The 15,591-nt window shown below is 68.1% G+C and carries 10 protein-coding genes; 5 read left to right on the plus strand and 5 right to left on the minus strand.

What is annotated here, in order from left to right:
• Nucleotides 1-397: 397 nt before the first annotated feature.
• The 4 genes from DFW101_RS13830 to DFW101_RS13845 all read left to right on the plus strand — a co-directional run bounded on the left by DFW101_RS13830 (nucleotide 398) and on the right by DFW101_RS13845 (nucleotide 8,862).
• On the plus strand, nucleotides 398-1,504 hold the full coding sequence (locus DFW101_RS13830) for a zinc metalloprotease (RefSeq protein WP_009182145.1): 1,107 nt from the start codon (nucleotides 398-400) through the stop codon (nucleotides 1,502-1,504).
• Nucleotides 1,505-1,927: 423 nt separating this feature from the next.
• A complete protein-coding gene (locus DFW101_RS13835) occupies nucleotides 1,928-2,200 on the plus strand; it encodes a hypothetical protein (protein ID WP_043642919.1) in 273 nt (90 codons plus the stop codon).
• A gap of 286 nt (nucleotides 2,201-2,486) precedes the next feature.
• Nucleotides 2,487-2,891 (plus strand): hypothetical protein, encoded by a 405-nt coding sequence (locus DFW101_RS13840; protein WP_043642922.1) that lies wholly within the window; start codon nucleotides 2,487-2,489, stop codon nucleotides 2,889-2,891.
• A gap of 211 nt (nucleotides 2,892-3,102) precedes the next feature.
• Nucleotides 3,103-8,862 carry a PAS domain S-box protein gene (locus tag DFW101_RS13845; protein WP_009182147.1) on the plus strand — a complete coding sequence of 1,920 codons (5,760 nt, stop codon included), beginning with the start codon at nucleotides 3,103-3,105 and terminating at the stop codon, nucleotides 8,860-8,862.
• 36 nt (nucleotides 8,863-8,898) lie between these two features.
• Here the strand turns inward: DFW101_RS13845 and DFW101_RS13850 are convergent, their stop codons facing one another.
• From DFW101_RS13850 to DFW101_RS13870, 5 genes are all read right to left on the minus strand, one after another.
• Nucleotides 8,899-9,108 (minus strand): hypothetical protein, encoded by a 210-nt coding sequence (locus DFW101_RS13850; RefSeq protein ID WP_009182148.1) that lies wholly within the window; start codon nucleotides 9,106-9,108, stop codon nucleotides 8,899-8,901.
• 106 nt (nucleotides 9,109-9,214) lie between these two features.
• The gene (locus DFW101_RS13855; RefSeq protein WP_043643374.1) at nucleotides 9,215-9,607 is read right to left on the minus strand and encodes a PaaI family thioesterase; all 393 of its coding nucleotides are present in this window, start codon (nucleotides 9,605-9,607) and stop codon (nucleotides 9,215-9,217) included.
• A gap of 151 nt (nucleotides 9,608-9,758) precedes the next feature.
• Nucleotides 9,759-9,929 (minus strand): Flp family type IVb pilin, encoded by a 171-nt coding sequence (locus tag DFW101_RS13860; protein WP_009182150.1) that lies wholly within the window; start codon nucleotides 9,927-9,929, stop codon nucleotides 9,759-9,761.
• A 234-nt stretch (nucleotides 9,930-10,163) separates the two neighbouring features.
• On the minus strand, nucleotides 10,164-12,422 hold the full coding sequence (locus DFW101_RS13865; protein WP_009182151.1) for a hypothetical protein: 2,259 nt from the start codon (nucleotides 12,420-12,422) through the stop codon (nucleotides 10,164-10,166).
• Nucleotides 12,423-12,517: 95 nt separating this feature from the next.
• A complete protein-coding gene (locus tag DFW101_RS13870; RefSeq protein ID WP_009182152.1) occupies nucleotides 12,518-13,519 on the minus strand; it encodes a 2-hydroxyacid dehydrogenase in 1,002 nt (333 codons plus the stop codon).
• 1,036 nt (nucleotides 13,520-14,555) lie between these two features.
• Here DFW101_RS13870 and DFW101_RS13875 point away from each other — a divergent pair.
• Nucleotides 14,556-15,410, plus strand: a complete 855-nt coding sequence (locus DFW101_RS13875) for a zinc metalloprotease HtpX (RefSeq protein WP_009182153.1) — start codon at nucleotides 14,556-14,558, stop codon at nucleotides 15,408-15,410.
• Nucleotides 15,411-15,591 lie beyond the last annotated feature (181 nt).

Below are 15,591 nucleotides of genomic sequence, written 5' to 3' on the forward strand. Positions count from 1 at the left end.
GGGCCCTGGTGGGGAGGCGTTGGGTTGGACTGTCGAGGGAGAGGGCAGGCAGCCGGCGCAATAATTTTCCGGGAGACGCCGGAAGCCTTGTCAAAGAAAGGAAAGGGATGGTATTTTTCTGGCAATTCGATCTTGAGGGATATTTCCCGTCCGGGAAGTGACTTTCGTGTGTTCCGATTGCAGCCGGAGTAGCGCAGGCGGTCTTCCGTGCGGTGTGATTTTTGCGGAAATGCCGGAAGCGGGCGGCCGCTGCCGGATCGTGGCACGCTGCGGGAACGATTCTTGATTGGGGAGCGGGCGCGGATTGGGGCGACGATACGTGACAGAACCCAGTTGATTTCCATGGCTGTGCATGCCGCAGTGGCAGGCACTCTAAAAAAGACCCGGGGGTGATGAAATGGCGACGACGTACGCGAGTCTCTTGGAATACGATCAAAGTGTTTATTTCAATGCCAGTCAGTACGAGACAAACAAGGCTTCTTATAACAATGCGCATGCGGTGAATGGTATAACGAATTGGACGGCCTCGTCTGTTGATGCTGTTTTTCAGTCGGTTGGCTTGACGCCATTGCAGCATTACGAAAAGTATGGCGCATTCGAGGATGTGAATCCCTCCGATCTGTTCGATACGAGTTCCTATTATAGTTCCAAGGCCAGCCAATTGACGGCGACGACGGGCTCGACCTGGACAAGCACCCAGGTCGAGAGCGTTTTCCAGCAGTCGGACATTGATCCGATCACACATTATGCCTTGTATGGTGCTTCCGAGGACGTCTTTCCGACCACCAATTTTGCCTCGCTCAAGGTGACGTACACGAATGCCGATGCCATCGCGGCTTCCAATGACAACAGGGTCGATAGTTTGGTGACGACAACGGCCTGGCTGTTCGAACAGCCGACGAGTTGGAACTGGAATGATCTCGCCTCGACGCAAAGCAATACCCTGTACTATATGTTTCCCACCTCGGCGGACACTGTCCAAAGCCAGGGCTTTTCCGCGGCCAACCTGTCCCAATTCGCCGGATTCAATCAGAACCAGAAAGCTGGGGCCGTGGAGGCCCTGACGGAATTGTCGAAAATAACGGGCATCACGTTCGTGGAGACGACCGACGCCAATCTGGCCAACATCTACATGTTCGGGAGCGACATCGGAAACGATGTCGCGGGATTGGCGGATGCCGGAACCCAGAGGTATAAGATCACGGTGGCCGTCAACAGCACGTACAGCACGACGGCAGATCTCCGGTCCGGCACGGGGGACCATGAATTGATCGAGCACGAGTTGGGCCACGCCCTCGACATGAAGCATCCCTTCCAAGGCAGCGTCCAGCTTCCGACGGCGCAGGATAACAACAATTACACCGTCATGTCGTACACGGCCCCAAGCGATACATGGTACAGCGTCAGTTCTTCCATCTACGGCCCCTATGACATCGCTGCCCTGCAATACATGTACGGGACCGATGGCCTCGGCGGCAACCAGGGCTTCGTCAAGGTGGGCTGAGGCAGGGCGCCCCTCGCCGGAACCGGCGGAAGGCGTCGGCGGTTTTGCCCCTGGCCTGGCCGGAAGATGGCGGACGAAAGGCGGGAGGGGCGGCAACCCTCGAAGGCAAAGGCCGGGATAACCTCCCGGCCTTTTTACTTTTGTCCACACGCCCCCGTCGCCGGGCACGGGCGGGATGGCGGTTCCCGGCGTGGGTGATGACGCGACCATGGCGGGGCAGGCGGTCCTCCCGCGCGGGTGTTGCCCAGGGGTCCTGGCCAAAGGCCGTTGACTGGCGCCAAACCTGTGCTAGGCTGGCAAGGCTCGGACTCCCGCCGGGGCGGTCCGGGCGCGCCGCATGAAACGTTTCGGCGCCGTAGGCGGCGCAACGGGCGTCCTTTGGCCGCCGCGCCGGAAAATGGCCGCGAAACCGAAAGGAGCGGGATGATGCCGACCGAATACGTCAGGAAACTGGCCGAAGAGCACGACATGTCCATCGAAGAGGCCGAAAAGAAGTGGGACGAGGCCAAGGAAAAGGCCAAGGAGGAAGGCACGTCGAAGGACTACTACGCCTACGTCACGTCCATTTTCAAGTCCATGATGCACGAGCCCAAGGGCAAGGCGGCCAAGGGGCATGAAAGCAAAAGCCACGAGACCAAGGGCCACGAAACCAAGGGCCACGCGGCCAAGGACAGTGGCCACAAGAAGGCGAAATAGCGGTCGTCACGGGGCCGTGAACGGGGCCACCAGGCCGTCGAAGCCCGTGGCCGCCCGGGCCTTGCACAGGGCCGCGTCGGCCTGGTCGTACCCCTGACGGTCTGGAGGTCCGAGGACTTGACGAACACGGATCGGAGCATGGACACTCGGCGTTTGGAGGAATGCGCGGACGGCGCGCCGGGCCGATTTTTCCACGAACGGGCCGGCCCGTTGCGCCGGGCCGGAAAAAGCCCGCCGCCCGCGAACCACGGGCCGGCCGGGCCGTCGGCCCAGGGAGGAAACGACCGTGGCGGGATTTCCGTTCGACCGGCGAAACGTCTGGCGCGGCCTCGGCTGGCTGGTGCTGCTGTCCGGGCTTGCCCTGGCGGCCGGGCTGTACGTCCGGGCGCCGCAGCCCTCCGAGGACGCCCTCGGCTACGAGGTCATCGACGGCGTGGCCTATCCCCGCCGCCTGGAGGACACCAAGCAGTATGCCCGGCAGATGGAGGCCTACGGCGGCAAGGGGTTGGTTCTGGCCGACGCGGTGCTGCGCTTTCTGGACAGCCTGCGCCGTGGGCGGCGGCTGGCCGTGGTGGTGGCCGTGGGAAGCGTGCTCGCGGCGCTGGTTTTCTTCCAGGCCGCCCGCCGGCCGTCTCCGGGAGCGGGCGGGGAGGACGACCCGGACCATGCGGGCGGCGGCGAAGGCCGTTGAGGCGCCGCGGCTTTGCCCCTTCGGCCACAGGAAAATGCTTCGCCTGGACGGGAAAACCGTTGCGGAAGATCCTGGTCTTGTTGCCCGGCCGTGGCCATAATGCTACGTGTCGCCGAATGCATCTTCTGTCCGGGCCGGCGCCCGCCGCCGGTTCCCGAGCCCTCCGGCCGCCCGCCGCCGGAAGGCCCCTTTGCCCGATACGGGAGCGCCAATGGAGCACGAGACCCCTGTTCCGGTTCAGCCGGAGATCCCGGAACGGGCCGATTTTCCGGTCGTGGCCATTGGCGCCTCGTCCGGCGGGCTGCCGGCGCTGACCGCGCTGCTGGGAGGCCTGCCGCAAGGATTCAGGGCCGCCCTGGTGGTCATCACCCATACCCCCGCCGATGTGAAAAGCCATCTGGCCCAGGTGCTGGCCGGGATTTCCCGGCTGCCGGTGCGCGAGCTGTCCGGAAGCGACGTGGCCGAGCCCGGCCTGGTCTACGTCCTGCCGTCGGGCTGGGACGCGTCCATCCAGGACGGCGTGCTGCTCCTGACCGAGCGCCCGGCCGGCCAGCCCCACCATCCCGTAGACCGGTTCATGGCGTCCCTGGCCCGGGACAGGGGGCCCGACGCCATCGGCATCGTCCTGTCCGGAGCGGGGTCGGACGGGGCCCTCGGGGTGCGCGACATCAACGCCGCCGGCGGCCTGGTCATGGTCCAGAGTCCGGACACCGCCCTGCATGACAGCATGCCTCTCTCGGCCCTGCGCACGGGCGTGGCCGACATGGTCATGCCCGTGGAATCCATGGTCGAGGCCCTGGTCAGGGCCGTGCCCAGGGAGGACTGCCCGCTGCCGGACGATCCCGCCCAGGCCCGGCGGGCCGCGGACTGCGCCGCCCTGGACCGGGTCCTGTCGCTTTTGCTCGAACATACGGGCCACGATCTCGGCGGCTACAAGACCAGCACGGTGCTGCGGCGCATCCACAAGCGCATGCTCCTGGCCGGCGTCAGCGACCTTTCCGGCTACGCCGATCGGCTGGCGGCCGACGGCGCGGAGCGGACCCGTCTTTTCGGCGACCTCCTGATCGGGGTCACCGCCTTTTTCCGCGACGAGCAGGCCTTCGCCCTCCTGGCCGAAAAGGCGCTGCCGGCCATATTCCGGGAGCTGGGGCCCGGGGCGCCCCTGCGGGCCTGGGTCGCCTGCTGCGCCACGGGCGAGGAGGCCTATTCCGTGGCCATGCTCCTGGCCGAGTGCGGCGAGAAAGCGGGGCTGGCCCCGCCGGTCAAGATCTTTGCCACGGACATCGACACCGCCGCCCTGGATGTGGCCCGAAAAGGCGTCTATCCCCTCGCCTCGGCCGCGACCATGGGGAAAAAACGGCTTGCTGCCTGGTTCCGGTGCCACGGGGAGAAATGCGCCGTCGCCCCGGACCTGCGGGAAAACATCGTCTTCGCGGTCCACGACCTGCTGCGCGACCCGCCGTTTCTCGGCATGGACCTGGTCGTATGCCGCAACTTCCTCATTTACCTGAACGCCGATATCCAGGCCAAGGTCATTTCGCTTTTCTCCCATGCCCTGCGCCCGGGCGGGTACCTGCTGCTCGGGCCGGCCGAGGCCATCAGCGAGGGGGCCTCGCGTTTCGAGACCGTGGACAAGAAATGGCGGCTTTTCCGGCGCAAGGCCACGGCCCCCGGCGTTCCCGACCTGCCGGCCAGGCGTGCCCCCCTGCCGCGCCTGGATTTTCCCTCGCTGCCGTCCCGTTTCCTCCAGGCGGGCCCCGACCCCAAGGAGATGGCCGAAACCCTGCTCTTGGCCCGCTACGGCCATCCGGCCGTCCTGATCGACCGGGACGGCCGGGTGTTGCGCCTGATCGGGGACACCAACCCCTACCTGGAATTCGGCAGCGGCGCGCCGAGCCTGACCGTGCGCAAGCTTGCCCGCAAGGCCCTGCGGCCCCATTTGCGGCGGCTCATGGACGCGGCCCTGGCCGACGGCCATGAGCACGCAAGCGGCCTGCTGCCCCTGGACGGGGCCGGGGCGGCCCCGGTCGAACTCCGGGCCATCCCGGTGCCCGACGCCCGGGGCCAGACCGCCTACGTGCTGGTGGTCTTCGAGAAGGTCGCGCCCGATGCCCCGGAACGGGACAGCCTGGTCCGGCAATGCGAGAACGAGGCCGACCTCGTGGCCCGCTACGAGGCGGAACTCGACCTGCTCGGCGACCAGCTCGAACGGTCCGTGGCCGGCTACGAGACCCTGACCGAGGAACTCAAGGCCTCCAACGAGGAACTCGTCAGCATGAACGAGGAACTCCAGTCCTCCAACGAGGAGATGGAGGCCTCCCGGGAGGAGCTGCAGTCGTTAAACGAGGAACTCAGTTCCTTGAACACCGAGCTCCAGGCCAGGATCGAGGAGGTGGCCACGGCCCGGACCTTCGTGGAGAACCTGCTCGCCGCCACCCACCTGGCCACGGTCGTCCTCGACCAGTCCCTGGCCGTGGTCCGGTTCACTCCGGCGGCCCTCGGGCTTTTCCACCTGATTGCGACGGACGCCGGCCGGCCTGTGGAGCAGGTCAAGACCACCTTCGCCGCGGACCACCTTCTGGACGACTGCCGGCGGGTGCTCGACCACGGCGCCGTGGTGGAACGGGAGTTTAGGGCCGAGGACGGCCGCTGGTTCCTGGAGCGGGCCTTCCCCTTCCGCGAGCCTTCCGGTGTTGTGGCCGGGGTGGTGCTGACGTTTACCGACATCACCATGCTCAAGGATGCCGAAGCCGTGCTGCGGCGCGGCAAGGCGGAACTCGAGGCCCTGGTCGACCGCCGTACCGAGGAGCTTCGGGAGCAGGCCCGGCTCCTCGACCTGACCAACGTCATGGTCCGCGACCTCGACAACCGCATCCTCTTCTGGACGGAAGGCTGCCAGCGCCTCTTCGGCTGGACCCGCGAGGAGGCGGTGGGGCGGATTTCTTCCGAACTGCTCGGAACCGAATACCCCGAACCGCAAGCGGCCATCATGGAACGCTTCCTCGAGGACGGCCGGTGGTCCGGGCAGTTGCGCAAGCGGACCAGGGACGGCCGGCCCAAAGACCTGGCCGTGACCTGGCTGCTCAATCGCGATCCGGCCGGCCGGCCCCTGTCCATCCTGGAGGTGGCCAACGACGTCACCGAGCAAAACCGCCTGGAGGCGCAGGCCCGGCGCTGGAGCCGGGTGTTCGAGGCCGCGGAGTTCGGCCTGGCCCACGTCGACGCGGCCGACAACACCTTCATCGAAGTCAACCGGGCCTTTGCCCGGGACCGGGGCTACACGCCCGAGGAACTGGCCGGGCGTCCGCTCTCGGTGCTGTTCCCGCCCGAGACGCGCCAGCGGGTCCAGGCGGCCATCCAGGGCTTTGACGCCACCGGCCACGGCGTGATCGAAACCGAGCACCTGCGCAAGGACGGCAGCCGCATGCCGGTCCTGGTGGAGGTGACCGTGCTGCGGGACGCGGCCGGGAAGCCGGCCTCCCGGGTGGCCTACGCCCTCGACATCACGGAGCGCAAAAAGGCCGAGGAGGCCGTGCGCGACATGGCCCGGTTCCCGAGCGAAAATCCCAATCCGGTTTTCCGGGTGGGCGCGGACATGGCCGTTTCCCAGGCCAATACGGCCAGCCGGGAGTTCTTGCGGCACAGCGGCAGCGGTGAGGGCGAGACCTTTCCCGAAGCCTACCGGCCGGCCGTGCGCGAAGCCTTCGCCTCCGGGGGAGTCACCCAGTTCGAAGCCGCCGTCGGGGAGCGGATGTTTGTTTTTGCCGTCTGTCCGGTCCCGGTCCGGGGCTACGCCAACATCTACGGCATGGACATGACGGCCCGCAAAAAGGCCGAAGAGGCCCTGGCCAAGAGCGAACAGCGGCTGCGCCAGCTGGTGGACCTGGCGCCCGACGCCATCATCATCCAGTCCGGGGGGCGGTTCGCCTACGTCAATCCGGCGACGGTCCGGCTTTTCGGCGCGACCTCGGCCGAGGAGCTTCTCGGCGAGGACATCGTGTCGCACGTGCATCCGGATTCGCGGGAGGCCGTGCGCAAGCGCATCCGGATGGCCAACGAGGAGCGGGCCACGCTGCCGAGCATCGAGCTCGCCTACCTGCGCCTGGACGGCACGAGCGTCCCGGTCGAGGCCGTGGCCGCGCCGTTCGAATACCAGGGCGGCCCGGGCAGCCTGGTCTTCGCCCGGGACATTTCCGAGCGCCGGCGCGTGGCCGAGGAAACGAAGCGGCGCACGGACATGGCCGAGGCCGTGGCCCGGGTGCGCGACACCTACGTGTCGGGCTTGTCCCCGGCGGTCATCTTCGGCACGGCTCTCGGCGAGCTCCTGCGCCTGACCGACAGTAGCTACGGCTTCATCGCCGAGCTCGAAACCGACGACAAGGGCCGGCCCTTCCAGCAGTTCCTGGCCATCTCCAACCTGGCCTGGGAGGCGGGCACGCCCCGGTTCTACGCACAGTACGCGCCGTCGGGCCTCATGACGCACGCCATGGACGGGCTCCACGGGGCGGCGGTGGCCAGCGGCGGGCCGGTCATCGCCAACCGGCCCGGCGAGGACCCCCGCGCCTCGGGCCATCGCCCGGACGGGCACCCGGCTCTCGACAACTTCCTCGGCCTGCCCATGTTCCACGGCCGGGAATGCATGGGCTCCATCGGCCTGGCCAACCGGCCGGAAGGCTACGACAACAGGCTCGCGGCCTCCATCCGGCCCCTGGTCGAGACCTGCGCCCAGCTCATCGAGCGGCTGCGGGCCGAGCGCCGGCTGGTGGCCGCCAAGCAGGCGGCCGAGGCGGCCAGCCTGTCCAAGTCGGAGTTTTTGGCCAACATGAGCCACGAGATCCGCACCCCCTTAAACGGGGTGCTCGGCATGCTCCAGCTCATGCAGACCACGGCGCTCGATTCCGAGCAGAAGGAATACGCCGACCTGGCGGTCAAGTCGTCCCAGCGCCTGACCAGGCTCTTGTCCGACATCCTCGACCTGTCCCTGGTCGAATCCGGCCGGCTGACCATCCGCGAGGCGCCGTGCGCCCCGGCCGACCTGCGGGCGGCGGTGCTGGACCTGTTCGCCCTGCCGGCCCGGGACAAGGGCGTGGCCTTGTCGGTTTTCCTGGACGAGAGCCTGCCGGAGAAAATCGTGGGCGACGAGGTGCGGCTGCGCCAGATCCTTTTTAATCTGGTCGGCAACGCGGTCAAATTCACGGACCAGGGCCAGGTGACCCTGGAGATCGGCCCCGCCTCCCGCCGTTTCGACGCGGCTTTCCGGGTGCTCGTCACCGTGGCCGACACCGGCATCGGCATCCCCGACGACCAGCTCGCGGCCATCTTCGAGCCCTTCGGCCAGGTGGAGGGGGTCTACGTGCGCCGGTTCGGCGGGGCCGGGCTCGGGCTTTCCATCGTGCGCCGGCTGGTCGGGCTCATGGGCGGGGAACTGGCTGTGGACAGCGAGGAGGGCCGCGGGACGATCATGTATGTTTCCCTGCCGCTTCGCCGGGTGGCCGTGCCCGCGCCGCCGGCCGCGCCGGCCGGGGACAGGGCCGAGGCCGGGCCGGGCCTGCGCCTGCTTTTGGCCGAGGACGACGCCGTCAGCATGCTCTCGTTCGCCCGGATGCTCGAAAAGGCCGGCCACCGCGTGGACACGGCCGACGACGGGGCCAAGGCCACGGCCATGGTGGCCCGGGGCGAGTACGACTGCGTCCTCATGGACGTGCAGATGCCGGTCATGGACGGCGTGGCCGCCACCCGGGCCATCCGGGCCGACGCCTCCCTGGGGCAAAAGGCCCGGGTCCCCATCATCGCCATGACCGCCTATGCCATGGCCGGGGACCGCGAGAAGTTCCTGGCCGCCGGCATGGACGACTATGTCAGCAAGCCCGTGGATCTCGACGCCCTGATGGAGGCCCTCAAGCGGGTCCGGGCCGGGCGGGGCGAGACCGGGTCCGGCCCCGGGGAGACGCCGGCCGGCGACGGGGCGTAATCCCTTCCGGGCCGGGCCGTGGCCGGTTTTGCCGGACTACTCGGCCAGTTCCCAGTTCTTTCCGTCCGGTCCCACTTTCGTGGTCACGGTCTGCCGGGCCCCGCAGTGGCGGCAAAAAACCTCCACGGTGCGGGTCGTTTCCGTGCGCGCGGCTTCGGAGGACCGCAGGGCCTCCTTGTCGCAGAAGATGCAGTCGAATTCCGGCTCGGCGCCGAGGGGGGCGGGCTTTCGCAGGGTGAAGCTCATGGTGTCGCTCCTTGCGGGCTGCGGGGGCGGCTTCGGCCGGGTCCGGGGCGGGCAGGCCGGGAGGCCGGCGTCCCCGTCCCGGGACGAACCCCCTGGGTTCGGACCGTCAGGCCCCGGGATCGAGGACGTGCCGGGCCGGGACGATGCAGGTGAAACGACCGGTCAGGACGGTCGTGTCGTCCCGCCGGACCGTGACCGCGACCAGCCGCTTTTTTCCACTTCCTTCCTCTTCCACCGCCTCGGCCGTCACGGTCTGGCCCACGGTCGCCGGGGCCACGAACCGGACTTCGGCCGCGCCGAGCACGACCAGCGGATCGTTGACCGCCAGCATGGCCGCGTAGTCGGCCAGGCCGAACACGAAGCCGCCGTGGACGAGCCCCCGGTCGTCGGCGGCCATGGACGGCAGGAGCGTCAGGCGGACGGTCGCCCGGCCCGGGCCGAGGGCGACGGGCTCGCCGCACAGGGCGGGATCGATGCCGCGATGGGTGTGTGCTTCCATGGTGCCGACCATGCCAAAAGGCCGGGCCCGGGGCAATGCGAAAGCGCGGCTGGCGGGTCGCCTCCCCGCCGCGCCAAAAAAGGAAGGGCCGCCCCCCCTTCCCGAGGGCGACCCGTGGCGCGGCCGGTTGCCGTCGTGGCCGTGGCCGGGCCTAGCTGCCGGAGATCGCAGTGGTGATATTGGTGAAGGTGCCCTGCAGGGTCGTGCCGAGGGTGGTGACGACGCCGACGATGACGGCGGCGATGAGGGCGACCATGAGGCCGTATTCGACTGCGGTGGCCCCTTCCTCGTCGCGGACGAAATTGGTGATGGCGGTGATCATGGTGTGTCTCCCTTTCGTTTATTGAAGATGGTTCTTTTGTCTTTCTTCCGGTCTTGCCACAGCTAAAGCATGGGCCGTGCCAACCGGGTATTTTTCTGTATTGCCTTGAAATGGATGGATAAAAAAGAAATGCCTTCAAATCCGTTCCCCGGATCGTGGAGTGGCGGCGGGGCTGTTCCCGATATTGTGGAACAGGGGGCCGCGGGGCGTCGACTGCGGGTGGGGAAGGACGGGTTAGGGCAAGGCGGGCGCGGGCCCGGACTGCGGGGTGAGCGTGGCCCCGAGGATGCCGAAGCGTTTGCCCGGCGCGGCCTCGGGCGGGATGACCGTAAAGACCAGCCGGCTTGTGCCGGCCGGAAGATCGGGCAGGGCGAGGGTGATCGGCGTGGACAGGCCCGTGGAGGCGATGGCCGTGTCGAGCCCCGGCCCGGCGACGGCGAGGCGCACCGGGGAGAAGGCGATGAGCGCAAAGTCCAGCCGGGCGGCGGCCGGGGCCGGGCCCGGATTGTGAAGGATCACTTCGCCGGTGTTGCCGGCAAAGACCATGGGGCCGGTCAGGGCCCGCTCGGGCAAAGTGAACCCGTCGCCGAAGCGCAGGGTCAGGGAGGCTCCTCCACCGACCGGGTCTGGGGCCGGGGCCAGGGTCCCGGCCGGCACCAGGGTCAGGGCCCCGACCGCCATGTCCGCGCCCGTGACCACGGTTTCGCCAAGCCCCCGCCGGCCGGCGGCGCTGACGGGAAGGACCCGCCAGGACGGGCCGTCCTGGCACAGGAGATCGAAGAACCGGTTGGTGGCGTCCACGACCACGTCCACCCGGTCGGCCCAGAGCGTCGGCGCGTCCGGCCGGGCGGCATAGGGGTCGGGATGCGGCGGCCCCAGGCGCGACACCCGGGCCAGGGCGATGACGGTTTCCTCGGCCGTCGGCGCGGACAGCCGGCGCAGGACGTAGACGGGCAACGCGGGCGGGTGGCCGGGGTCGAGCCCTTCCACCACCCGGACGTGGCGGCCGCTGCGCCGGGCCAGGAAGGCCTCCCAGTAGCCCGGGCCGGTCAGCTCCACGTTGACCGGGGCAAAGAGGTCCGGAGCCACGAGGACTGCGCCCTCCGGCATTTGGGCCAGGGCCGGGCTTTTGGCGAGCAGGGCCGCCGCCCGCCACCGCGAAGCCGAGGCCACTTTGCTTTCGAGGACCGAGGCGTTGACCGAGGCGTTGACGAGGGTTGTGGCCGCGACCAGGACGGCCAGCCCCCCGGCCACGGTCCGTCCCAGACCGGGCCGGCCGGCCAGCCGCCCGGTCAGCCACAGCCCGGCCAGGGCCAGGAGCACGGCCACGGCATAGCCCGAAAAGGTGGAGGTGACGTACCAGTCGATGCCGCGCGTGGTCGGCTCCTGGTAGTCGGGCGACAGGGCGACCAGGAAATTCGGGCCATAGACCGCGTAGACCGCCAGCAGCGCCGGCAGCCAGCGGAAACGCGGCCGGCCGTTTCCCGCGGTCAGGCAGTGGTAGGTCAGCCCGCCGGCGAGGACGGCCAGGGCCAGCCAGGCCGGGGCCAGGCGTGGCCAGTTGGCGGCCAGCCCGGTGAGGTATTGGCCGAAGCCGAAGACCTGCCCGGTGGTGATGGCCGGAAACCGGTTCACGTATTCGAGGTTCAGGGAAAAGGACCCCAGGGGCAGGGCGCTTTGGCTGTAGGCGGCCATGGCCGCCAGGATGCGCAGCGGATGGGCCAGGTCCAGGGCGTTGCCGGCGTACCGGGTGGGGTGCAGGAACCGAAAGCCCAGGTAGAGGGTCAGGTAGACCGGCACGGCCAGGCTGGCCAGGGCCATGGTCCGAAGCCGCAGGCGCGCCCCGCCCCGGCCGGACAGCCAGACGATGCCCCACAGGACCGGCATGTAGCAGAGAAAGGGCTCGTAATGGCAGAACCCGGCAAAGGCCAGCAGGTTGGCGGCCGCGAGCCACCCTCCCCGGCCCGATGCCCCGTGCCGCCACAGGCAGAAGCCGGCCCAGGCCATGCAGAGGAGCCCTGAGTCGAAGACCAGCGGATAGGACGACAGGATGTTGTGGTGCCAGTTGTCCTGGTAAAGGGCCAGGCAAAAAAGGGCGGTCAGCCAGCCCAGGGCCGGGAGCGCGGCCACCCGGGCCACCAGCAGCGACAGCGAACCGATGGCGGCCAGGAACACGGCCAGGGACAGGGCCTTGCGGGCCGGCAGGCTGTCCAGGCGGGAGGCCTGGGCCGTCAGGCCGACGTGGAGGTAGTGGTGAAACCGGCCGGCGTTCGCCGCCAGCTCGGCCACGAAATCCCCGAGCCGGCCGGTGATGGCCTGCTCTTCGTAGACCAGGTCGTCGCTGGTGGTCGGGCCGGTGCGCAGGTACCCGGCAAAGGCGAGCAGGGCCACGGCCAAAAGGACGGCGGCCGGAAGCAGGCGGCAGGCCGGCCCCGGCCAGGAAGGCGGCCTGTCCGGACCGGGGCCGGGCACGGGCGTTCTGGAGAATAACATTTTACAATAATTGTTTTTTTAAAAAATAGGGAAATATTTTCCAGTGTGCGCCACCCTCCCGCCGCAGGCGTTGGCGCGCGGGGTGAGGGCGGCCGTCACGACCGGCCGCCCGTCGACCGGGTGAGGACCTCGGGATTGAGGCAGGTCGGCGGGGTCTGTCCGGCCAGCATGGCCAGCAGGTTCTTGGCGGCCAGGACCGCCATGCCTTCCCGGGCCGTGCTGGTGGCCGAGCCGATGTGCGGGGTGAGGACCACGTTTGGCAGGGCGGCCAGGCCTTCGGCCAGACGCGGTTCGAATTCGTAGACGTCGAGCCCGGCGCCGGCGATCCGGCCTTCCCGCAGGGCCCCGACCAGGGCCGCCTCGTCGATGACCGGGCCGCGGCCGGTGTTGATCAGGATGGCGGTCGGCTTCATGCGGGCGAGGGCGTCTGCGTCGAAGGCGTGGCGGGTCTGGTCGTTTAAAGGGGCGTGGATGCTTATGAAGTCGGCGGTCCGGAGAAAGGCGTCGAAGTCGAGGCGGGTGGCCCCGAGCTCCCGCTCCAGGGCCTGGTTGGGCTTCCTGCCGCCGCAGAAGACCACCGGCATGGCAAAGCCCCGGGACATCCGGGCCATGGCCGTGCCGATGCGGCCCGGGCCGAAGATGCCAAGGGTCTTGCCCGTCACTTCCTGGCCGAGGAACTTGAGCGGCCCCCAGCCGGGGCAGACGCCGGAGCGCAGGAGGGCGTCGGTTTCGACCACCCGTCGGGCCACGGCGAACAGGAGGGCCCAGGCCATTTCGGCCGTGGCCGTGGTCAGGACGTCCGGGGTGTTGGACACGGGCAGGCCCCGCCGGGTGGCTTCCGGCACGTCGATGTTGTCAAAGCCGACCGCGTAGTTGGCGTAGCCGCGAAGCTTCGGGGCGGCCTCGAAAAAGCCGGCGTCGATGCGGTCGGTCAGCTGGCCGAGGACCCCTTCGGCCGTGGCGATGCGGCTAAAGAGCTCGTCTTGGGTCAGGGGCCGGTCCTCGGGATTGACCCACAGGTCGCAGACGTCGCGCAGTAAGGACAGGCCGGGCTCGGGAATCATCCGGGTAACGACCACGCGGGGACGTTGGTTCATGCTGGCGCTCCTTGTCCTCGTCCGGTTGGGGGCCGGTGGCGTTGGGCCCTGGCCCGACAGGGAAATCCCGCGCCTCTATACCGCCGCCCGGGTGGTGGTGTCGAGCCGGCGGCGGGCCTGGGCCGGGCCTTTCCCCGATCCGGCCGGAGCGGGCGCCGGGAACGGGGCCGACCCGGGTCCGTCCGGGGGCGGGCCGGGCCGGGTTCGGGGCGGAGAAAAGCAGTGTTTCCGCAGGTCAAGGCAATGTGAAGTTTGTATGAAGATTTCACTTTACAAAAGGCCCGGAAGGATTATTTCTAGCATCAACGGCACCTCACAAGAGGGTTAACCCAAGCAGGAGGGACAGCCGCGACGAATGCCATCTCCCATACCCGGCGAAGCGAGTCGCCCCTCACAAAGGCAAAAACCGGTGAAAGCCGGAGCCTTTAAAGCGAAAGGACATATCCGATCGCCAAGGAACGCGCAAAACGGTACGGTCCGAAGGGCCGGTACAGACCGTCGCAGACAGTTGGGTGGAAAGGACCTGGTTTCGACAACGCGCAATGTAATCCGAGCTGGAGGTTTGACGCCGACGGGCGCTACAGTTCCATACCCGGCGAAGCGAGTCGCCCTGACAGGAAGGCCGCCTGCGGGCCGAAAAGGCGAAAGGACTTCCCCGATCGCGGGAGAAGCGGCAGAAAAACCTGCCCATGGGGCACGGGGCCGCTTCAGAAAAGGGTAGAGGATCAGGACTTCGGCAACGATGCAAATGCAGCGCGAAAGCGCTTGAAAAAACGAGAACTGTCAATACCCGGCGAGATGCCTCGCCGCGCAGTCGCGGAACCGGAGGTTCTCTCCGGAACCCGCTCGGCGAAGGGAACCGCCCTTTCGCCAGCGCCTGGGAGACGGCCCGGTCGCAACGGCCGGAACAAGCCGCATCCCTGTACGAAGGGTAACAGGAATCGGTTGCAGTAACGAGAAACATGATCATATTGACCTCGCCTGGCCCATCCCGGACCGGGCGAGGTTTTTTCTATTCCCCGGAGGAGCAACACGGATGAGCAGCCAGATCAAGACAGCCCTCTTACTCGGACTCCTCACCGCCCTGATCATGATCGTGGGCCAGGCCCTTGGGGGTCGAAGCGGCCTGGTCATCGCCTTTGGCCTGGCCATCGTCATGAACCTCGGCAGCTACTGGTTTTCGGACAAGATCGTGCTCGCCATGTACGGGGCCCGCGAACTGTCCCCGGCCGACGCCCCGGGCATCCACACCATGGTGGAGGAACTGGCCCGAAACGGCGGCCTCCCCAAGCCCCGGATCATGATCATCGCCCAGGAATCCCCCAACGCCTTTGCCACGGGCCGCAATCCCGACCACGCGGTGGTGGCCGTCACCCAAGGCCTCCTGCGCCTGCTCTCGCCCGACGAGGTGCGCGGCGTCCTGGCCCATGAACTCGGACACATCAAAAACCGCGATATCCTCATCCAGTCCGTGGCCGCGGTCCTTGGCGGGGCCATCGTCATGATGGCCAACATGTTCCAGTTCGCGGCCATTTTCGGCGGCAGCCGCAGCAGCGACGAGGAGGGCGGCGGCCCGGGCCTGCTCGGCGGGCTGGCCATGGCCATCCTGGCCCCCATTGCCGCCTCGCTCATCCAGATGGCCATCTCCCGGTCCCGGGAATTTCTGGCCGACGCCACGGGCGCGCGCCTGTCCGGCACCCCCCTGGCCCTGGCCGGGGCCCTCGGCAAGCTCGACAGCTACGCCCACCAGATCCCCATGCAGGCCAATCCGGCCACGGAAAACATGTTCATCGTCAATCCCTTCGGCGGCCTGTCCATGGCCTCGCTCTTCTCCACCCACCCGCCGACCGAGGAGCGCATCCGCCGCCTGCGCGATATGGCCGGCCGCTGAGGCGGGCGCCACGAAGGAAGGGGGACGGAGGGGGAGGGGAGACGGAGGAATGCCTCCGGCGGCCAAAGGGCTCTCGCCCTTTGGAAACCCTTTCCACAAGACAAAAAGCCCCCCGGCAGCGTTGCCGGGGGGCTTTTTTATGGATGGAAGGATGGCGGGGACGTCCCGTGTCCCCCGTCGG

This window comes from Solidesulfovibrio carbinoliphilus subsp. oakridgensis (assembly GCF_000177215.2).
GTDB lineage: Bacteria > Desulfobacterota > Desulfovibrionia > Desulfovibrionales > Desulfovibrionaceae > Solidesulfovibrio > Solidesulfovibrio carbinoliphilus.

Coding starts and splice junctions, on each gene's coding strand:
- DFW101_RS13835 (WP_043642919.1), top strand. CDS start 1,928: ATGATGCCGACCGAATACGTCAGGAAACTGGCCGAAGAGCACGACATG.
- DFW101_RS13845 (WP_009182147.1), top strand. CDS start 3,103: ATGGAGCACGAGACCCCTGTTCCGGTTCAGCCGGAGATCCCGGAACGG.
- DFW101_RS13855 (WP_043643374.1), bottom strand. CDS start 9,607: ATGGAAGCACACACCCATCGCGGCATCGATCCCGCCCTGTGCGGCGAG.
- DFW101_RS13850 (WP_009182148.1), bottom strand. CDS start 9,108: ATGAGCTTCACCCTGCGAAAGCCCGCCCCCCTCGGCGCCGAGCCGGAA.
- DFW101_RS13875 (WP_009182153.1), top strand. CDS start 14,556: ATGAGCAGCCAGATCAAGACAGCCCTCTTACTCGGACTCCTCACCGCC.
- DFW101_RS13830 (WP_009182145.1), top strand. CDS start 398: ATGGCGACGACGTACGCGAGTCTCTTGGAATACGATCAAAGTGTTTAT.
- DFW101_RS13860 (WP_009182150.1), bottom strand. CDS start 9,929: ATGATCACCGCCATCACCAATTTCGTCCGCGACGAGGAAGGGGCCACC.
- DFW101_RS13865 (WP_009182151.1), bottom strand. CDS start 12,422: ATGTTATTCTCCAGAACGCCCGTGCCCGGCCCCGGTCCGGACAGGCCG.
- DFW101_RS13870 (WP_009182152.1), bottom strand. CDS start 13,519: ATGAACCAACGTCCCCGCGTGGTCGTTACCCGGATGATTCCCGAGCCC.